This window comes from Acidisphaera rubrifaciens HS-AP3, assembly GCF_000964365.1.
GTDB lineage: Bacteria > Pseudomonadota > Alphaproteobacteria > Acetobacterales > Acetobacteraceae > Acidisphaera > Acidisphaera rubrifaciens.
On sequence record NZ_BANB01000276.1, the window covers coordinates 1 to 6,854 of the forward strand.

Genomic DNA, 6,854 nt, shown 5'->3' on the forward strand with positions numbered 1-6,854 from the left:
GCGGGCGCGGGCGTCGGCTACACCTGGGGCGACGGCACGCTGCACTTTCAGGGCCATAACTACCGCTTCTCGGTGAAGGGCATATCGGTCGCCGATGTCGGGTACGAGAAGATCGTGGGCCACGGCCGCGTGTACGGCCTGAAGCGCCTGTCCGATTTCACCGGCACCTATGCGGCGGCGACCGGCGACGCGACGCTCGTCAAGGGCATCGGCGGGCAGTTCCTGCAGAACGCCCACGGCGTGCAGATCCGCATCAACGACGTCACCCGCGGCGCCAATCTCGCCGGCTCCGCCGACGGTATCGAGCTGCGCCTGCTGAACTGATCCGCGAGACCGGCCTCTCCAAAGCCATGTCCCGGAAGCCGCGCGGGTAGCCCCCGCGCGGCGTTCGGCCTATGTCGTTCCCCGGTTTGTCGGGGAAGGGCCACGCATGAATCTCTATCGCCTCTTGCAGGCACAGGCCGCGCGCGGCCGGCCGGTACGCGTCGGCCTGATCGGCGCCGGCAAGTTCGGCTCCATGTTCCTCGCCCAGGTGCCGACGACGCCGGGGATCGAGGTCGCGGCGATCGCCGATCTCGCGCCCGACCGCGCCCGCGCCGCCTGCCGCACCGTCGGCTGGGACGAGTCGCGCATCGCCGCCACCCGCTTCACCGACGACGCGACGACCCTGTTTGCGCAGGGCGACATCGAGGTCATCGTGGAGGCGACCGGCCATGCCGGCGCCGGCCTCGCCCACGCCGCCGCCGCGATCGACGCGGGCCAGCACGTCATCATGGTCAACGTCGAGGCGGACGTGCTCGCCGGGCCGCTGCTCGCCGCGCGCGCCGCGCGGGCGGGGGTGGTCTACAGCCTCGCCTACGGCGATCAGCCGGCGCTGATCTGCGAACTCGTGGACTGGGCCCGCGCCTGCGGCTTCCGTGTCGTTGCGGCGGGGAAGGGGACGAAATACCTCCCCGCCTATCACGCCTCCACGCCCGACACGGTGTGGGGCCATTACGGCCTGACCGAACAGGCGGCGCGCGAGGGCGGGATGAACCCGCAGATGTTCAACTCCTTCCTCGACGGCACGAAATCGGCGATCGAAATGGCGGCGGTCGCCAACGCGACCGGCCTGACCACGCCGCCCGACGGCCTCGCTTTTCCGCCCTGCGGCACCGACGAGCTGGCGGACGTGCTGCGCCCGGCGGCGGAGGGTGGTGCGCTGCACCATGACGGGCAGGTGGAGGTGCTGTCGTCGCTGCACCGCGACGGCACCCCGGTCGCGCGCGACCTGCGCTGGGGCGTCTATGTCGCGTTCGAGGCGACGGGCGCCTACGCGCAGCGCTGCTTCGCCGAATACGGCGTGGTGACGGACCCGAGCGGACGGCGCAGCGCGCTGTACCGGCCGTTCCACCTGATCGGGCTGGAGCTCAACGTGTCGGTGCTGTCGGCGGCGCTGCGCGGCGAGGCGACGGGCGCGCCGGACGGCTTCCGCGGCGACGTGGTGGCGACGGCCAAGCGCGACCTGCGCGCGGGCGAGGTGCTCGACGGCGAGGGCGGCGCGCTGGTGTGGGGCAAGCTGCTGCCGGCGGCACGCAGCCTCGCGATCGGCGGCCTGCCGATCGGCCTCGCGAGCCGCCTCACGCTGCGCCGCGACGTGGCGATCGGCACGCCGCTCGTGTGGGACGACGTGGCGATCGACGCGACGGATGGCGCCTATCGCATGCGCCGCGAAATGGAAGCCGCCTTCGCAAATGCAGCATGACACGGCACGCCGCCGCTGCTCGCCGGGCATCACTTGTGCGGACAGGTTGGCCAGCTCGGCGGCATACGCCGATGATTGACCTCAGGTAAGATATCAGCGACAGTCTTGTAATGGTTCGCCCGATCGACCGATCGGCCGAGTGTCGATGAAGGTAGGGAAAACACGCAAGCGCGCGGATGGATCGCAACCATGCGGTCCACGCGGAATCATGCCTGTCTCGTGCGGTGCGCGGCACCTCTGTTGAGCCGCGAGCCGCCCCACGTCCCCTGCGCCGCCCTGCGTCGCATCGGGACGCAATATACAGAACGACATAACGATGTAAAGACTGCCGTTGCGGCGGCGGTCGGTGCCGCCGGGGCGCAAGCCGCTCCGGCCAGACAACGAGGGAAGTTGCAATGCTGAAGCTCCGCGTGAACGGGACCGAAGTGTCCTATGACGGCGATCCGTCCGTGCCGTTGCTGTGGGTGCTGCGCGACGAGCTGGGCCTGACGGGCACGAAGTTCGGCTGCGGCGCCGCGCTGTGCGGCGCGTGCACGGTGCACCTGGACGGGCAGGCGACCCGGTCCTGCACGCTGCAGGTCTCCGACGCGGCCGGGCATGCGATCACCACGATCGAGGGCCTGCATCCGTCGGGCGACCATCCGGTGCAGAAGGCGTGGCGCGAGGCGAACGTGCCGCAGTGCGGCTATTGCCAGGCCGGACAGATCATGTCGGCGGCGGCGCTGCTTGCGCAGAACCCGCATCCGAAGGACGAGGAAATCCACGAGGCGATGTCCGGCAACATCTGCCGCTGCGGATGCTACAAACGAATCGAGCAGGCGGTCCGCGTCGCCGCGACGGGGGTCTGATCATGAACAAGATCGAAAATGTGAGCCGCCGCTTCGTCCTCAAGGGCGCCGCGGCCACGGGCGGCCTCGTGCTCGCCACCAGCGTCGGCATGCGCCGCGCGATGGCCGAGACGGTTGACCTGAGCTACAAGACTGGCGCCTCGGCGATGCCGCACGGCGTGGTGACCAACCCGAAGGTGTTCGTCTCCATCGCCCCGGACGGCATGGTGACGATCATCGCCCACCGCTCCGAAATGGGCACCGGCGTGCGCACCAGCCTGCCGATGATCGTCGCCGACGAGATGGGCGCCGACTGGACCCGCTGCCACGTCCAGCAGGCCGTGGGCAACGAGGAAAAATACGGCAACCAGGACACCGACGGCTCGCGCAGCACGCGCCACTTCCTGATCCCGATGCGCCAAATCGGCGCGGCGGCGGCGGCAATGCTGGCGTCCGCGGCGGCCAAGCGCTGGGGCGTCGACGTCAAGGACGTCAAGGTCGAGAATCACGAGGTCATCCACGTCGCCGACGGCAAGAAGCTCGGCTTCGGTGAACTCGCGGCCGCGGCCGCGGCCGAGCCGGTGCCGCCGGTCGAGAGCCTCAAGCTCAAGGACCCGTCGGAATTCCGCTACATCCGCAAGGGCAAGGTGCAGATCGTCGACCTGCACGACATCACGACCGGCCACGCGACCTACGGCATCGACGCCAAGCTGCCGGGGATGAAGTTCGCCGTGATCGCCCGCCCGCCGGTCGTCGGCGGCAAGGTCAAGAGCTTCGACGCGTCCGAGGCGATGAAGGTCCCGGGCGTCGAGAAGGTCGTCGAGGTCAAGGGCTGGCCCTGGCCGTCGGTGTTCCAGCCGGTCGGCGGCGTGGCCGTCGTCGCGCGCAACACCGGCTCCGCGATCAAGGGCCGCGAGGCGCTGAAGATCGTGTGGGATGACGGGCCGAACGCGAGCTATGACTCGGCCGCCTACCGTACCGAGATGCAGGACGCCGCGCGCAAGGGCGGCAAGGTCGTGCGCAACCTCGGCGACGCCGACGCGGCCCTGAAGTCGGCCGACAAGGTGATCACCGGCGAATACTACCTGCCGCACATCGCGCATGCGTCGATGGAGCCGCCGGCAGCACTCGCCAACGTCAAGGACGGCAAGATCGAGGCGTGGGCCTGCGTGCAGAGCGCCGGCGGCACGCGCGACACGCTCGCCAAGACCTTCAACATGAAGGTCGACGACGTGACGGTGCATCCGACGCTGCTCGGCGGCGGGTTCGGCCGCAAGAGCAAGTGCGACTTCGTGATCGAGGCGGCACTGCTGTCGCAGGCGGTGGGCGCGCCGGTGAAGGTCGTGTGGACGCGCGAGGACGACATCCAGCACGACTTCTATCACACCGTCTCCTTCGAGCGGATCGAGGCGGGCGTGAAGGACGGCAAGGTCGTCGCCTGGAAGCATCGCAGCGTCGCGCCGACCATCGGCTCGACCTTCGTCAAGGGCGCGAACCAGCAGATCCCGATCGAGCTCGGCATGAGCTTCGTCGACGTGCCGTTCAACATCCCGAACATCCGCTGCGAGAATCCGGCGATCGACGCGCATACCCGCATCGGCTGGTTCCGCTCGGTCTCCAATATCCCGCACGGCTTCGCGCAGCAGACCTTCGTCGCCGAACTCGCCCACGCGCTGGGCAAGGACCAGAAGGAGATGCTGCTCGAACTGCTCGGGACGGAGGGGCCGATCGACCCGCGCAAGCAGATCGACGGGCAGCTCTGGAACTACGGCGAGCCGTACGAGAGCTATCCGATCGACCCGCGCCGTCTGCGCGGCGTCGTCGAGCACGTCGCGGAAAAGGCGGGCTGGGGCCGCACGGTGCCGAAGGGCCACGGTCTCGGCATCGCCGCGATCCGCAGCTTCGTCAGCTACATCGCGACGGTCGTTGAGGTCGCGGTCGACGACAAGGGCAACATCACCATCCCGCGCGTCGACACCGCGATCGACTGCGGTTCGTTCGTCAACCCGGAGCGCATCGAGTCGCAGATCGAGGGCGCTGCGGTGATGGGCATCAGCGTCGCCAAATACGGCTCGCTGACGTTCAAGAACGGGCGCGCCGAACAGGGCAACTTCGACACGTTCCAGGTGGCGCGCATCGACGACGCGCCGGGCCAGACCAATGTCTGGATCATGGACTCCGGCTGGACCCTGCCGCCGAGCGGCGTGGGCGAGCCGGGCGTGCCGCCGTTCATGCCGGCATTGTGCAATGCGATCTTCGCCGCGACCGGTAAGCGGCTGCGCACTATGCCGATCGGTGATCAGCTGAAGGCGTGATTTCGTCTATCGCCCGACGCTTTTTCTGACCGGGACTGCCGGAGAGCGCTGGACAGCCGTCCAGCGCTCTCTATTATTTGTGAGCCTAAACCTTGGGGGGTTATGTCCGGCAATGAAATCAAAGCCGAAGTTTGCTGCGCGCGCTCTGCTGCTCGCAGGCGTCTGCGCGGCACCGTTCCTGTTTGCCTCGGCATCGCGCGCGGGCGACGTGACGGAACAGCGTCTTGAGAATGCGGCCAGCGAGCCGGCGAACTGGATCACGCACCACCACACCTTCAGCGCCCAGCGCTTCTCCACCCTCGATCAGATCAACAAGGGCAACGTGAAGGACCTGCACGTTGCATGGACCTTCGCCCTTGGCGGCATCGAGGGCGGCGGTATCTGGTCGCATGGCGGTCTCGAGGGCACGCCGCTCGTCGAGGACGGCTACATGTACGTCACCGACGGCTGGGGCTCGCTCTACAAGATCGACATGCGTGGCGGGTCGGGCAAGCTGGTCTGGAAGATGGACCCGAAGACTGACCATGACTGGGCCGGCGCCATCGCCTGCTGCGGCGTGGACAATCGCGGCGCCGCGCTGTGGGGCAACACCGTCGTCACCCACACGCTCGACGGCCGCCTCGTCGTGACCGACAAGGACACGGGCAAGGTGCTGTGGCAGCGTCAGGTCGCCGACCCCGACAAGGGTGAGGTCGTCACTGGCGCCCCGCTCGTCGTCAAGGGCCTCGCGATCACCGGTGTCGCCGGCGCCGAGTACGGCATCCGCGGCTGGATCGCGGCGACCGACCTCTCGACGCACAAGGAAGTCTGGCGCACCCACACGATCCCGGTCGGCAACGAGCCGGGCGCGGATTCGTGGAAGGGCCCGGACGGCCACAAGGCCGCGATGATCGGCGGCGGCTCCACCTGGGTCACCGGTTCGTTCGATCCCGCGACCGACACGCTGTACTGGGGCGTCGGCAACCCGGGTCCGGACTGGGACAGCGAGTATCGTCCGGGCGACAACCTCTACACGGACAGCACGCTGGCGCTCGACCTGAAGACCGGCAAGATCAAGTGGCACTTCCAGCACACGCCGAACGACGCGTTCGACTATGACAGCGTCGCCGAAAACGTGCTGGTCGACGTCGACATCCAGGGCAAGCCGTACAAGCTCGACCTGGAAGCCGACCGCAACGGCTTCGGCTACGCGGTGGACCGTACCAACGGCCGCTTCGTGTGGGGCCTGCCCTTCGTCAAGAAGGTGACCTGGACCAAGGGTCTGGACGCCGAGACGGGCAAGCCGGTCGAGTACGACCCCAGCAAGCCGGTCCAGAAGTACAACGCCGCGGTGACGCCCAGCCGGACGAACACCGAGACGATGATCTGCCCGGGTAACATGGGCGGCAAGAACTGGCCGCCGACGACCTACAACCCGAACCTGCATACCTGGTACATCCCGGTGATCGAGAGCTGCAACAAGATCACCGTGAAGCCGGAAGATCCGAACAAGCCGCCGAAGGCGCGTGACTTCTTCACCGGCGGCGGCCCGTCGCAGCCGGTGCGCATCACCGGCAGCGTCACCGCGGTCGACGTGACCACGGGCAAGGAGACCGGCAAGCACGAGACGCCGTTCCCGCTGCTCGGCGGCCTGCTCAGCACGCCGGACCTGGTCTTCTTCGGCCAGCCCGACGGCCGCATGTCGGCGCTCGACGGCAAGACGCTGGACGAGCTGTGGCACTTCAACACCGGCGGCGGCGACAGCGCGCCTCCGATGACCTTCGAGGTGAACGGCAAGCAGTATGTCGCCGTGCTGATCGGCATGGGCGGCGCCTGGGACAAGTGGTTCATCGACTCCACGCCGGAGCTGAAGTCCATGCAGCCCAGCTCGATGCTCTACGTGTTCGGCATGAACTGAGGCCACCCGGCCTCGGCGAACGTCGATGGACTAAGGAGGGCCGGGCGCGTTGCCCGGCCCTTTGTTTTTGC

The 6,854-nt window shown here is 68.2% G+C and carries 5 protein-coding genes; all 5 read left to right on the top strand.

Annotated features, from left to right (window positions below; all coding sequences use genetic code 11):
- Nucleotides 1-324 (top strand): hypothetical protein (locus B8460_RS21810; protein WP_048861297.1); only part of this gene is annotated, 324 nt, incomplete at its 5' end.
- Between the two features lie 106 nt (nucleotides 325-430).
- On the top strand, nucleotides 431-1,744 hold the full coding sequence (locus B8460_RS09200) for an NAD(P)H-dependent oxidoreductase (protein WP_048861298.1): 1,314 nt from the start codon (nucleotides 431-433) through the stop codon (nucleotides 1,742-1,744).
- Between the two features lie 395 nt (nucleotides 1,745-2,139).
- Nucleotides 2,140-2,592: a (2Fe-2S)-binding protein gene (locus B8460_RS09205; RefSeq protein WP_048861299.1), complete on the top strand. Its 453-nt coding sequence runs from the start codon at nucleotides 2,140-2,142 to the stop codon at nucleotides 2,590-2,592.
- A 2-nt stretch (nucleotides 2,593-2,594) separates the two neighbouring features.
- Nucleotides 2,595-4,886, top strand: coding sequence for a xanthine dehydrogenase family protein molybdopterin-binding subunit (locus tag B8460_RS09210; RefSeq protein ID WP_052945194.1), 2,292 nt, complete (start codon nucleotides 2,595-2,597; stop codon nucleotides 4,884-4,886).
- Nucleotides 4,887-4,998: 112 nt separating this feature from the next.
- Complete coding sequence (locus B8460_RS09215; RefSeq protein WP_048861301.1) at nucleotides 4,999-6,783, top strand: PQQ-dependent dehydrogenase, methanol/ethanol family; 1,785 nt, start codon at nucleotides 4,999-5,001, stop codon at nucleotides 6,781-6,783.
- Nucleotides 6,784-6,854 lie beyond the last annotated feature (71 nt).

What these genes read in the sequence shown, in the direction of transcription:
- B8460_RS09200 (WP_048861298.1), top strand. Translation starts at nt 431, where the DNA reads ATGAATCTCTATCGCCTCTTGCAGGCACAGGCCGCGCGCGGCCGGCCG.
- B8460_RS09210 (WP_052945194.1), top strand. Translation starts at nt 2,595, where the DNA reads ATGAACAAGATCGAAAATGTGAGCCGCCGCTTCGTCCTCAAGGGCGCC.
- B8460_RS09215 (WP_048861301.1), top strand. Translation starts at nt 4,999, where the DNA reads ATGAAATCAAAGCCGAAGTTTGCTGCGCGCGCTCTGCTGCTCGCAGGC.
- B8460_RS09205 (WP_048861299.1), top strand. Translation starts at nt 2,140, where the DNA reads ATGCTGAAGCTCCGCGTGAACGGGACCGAAGTGTCCTATGACGGCGAT.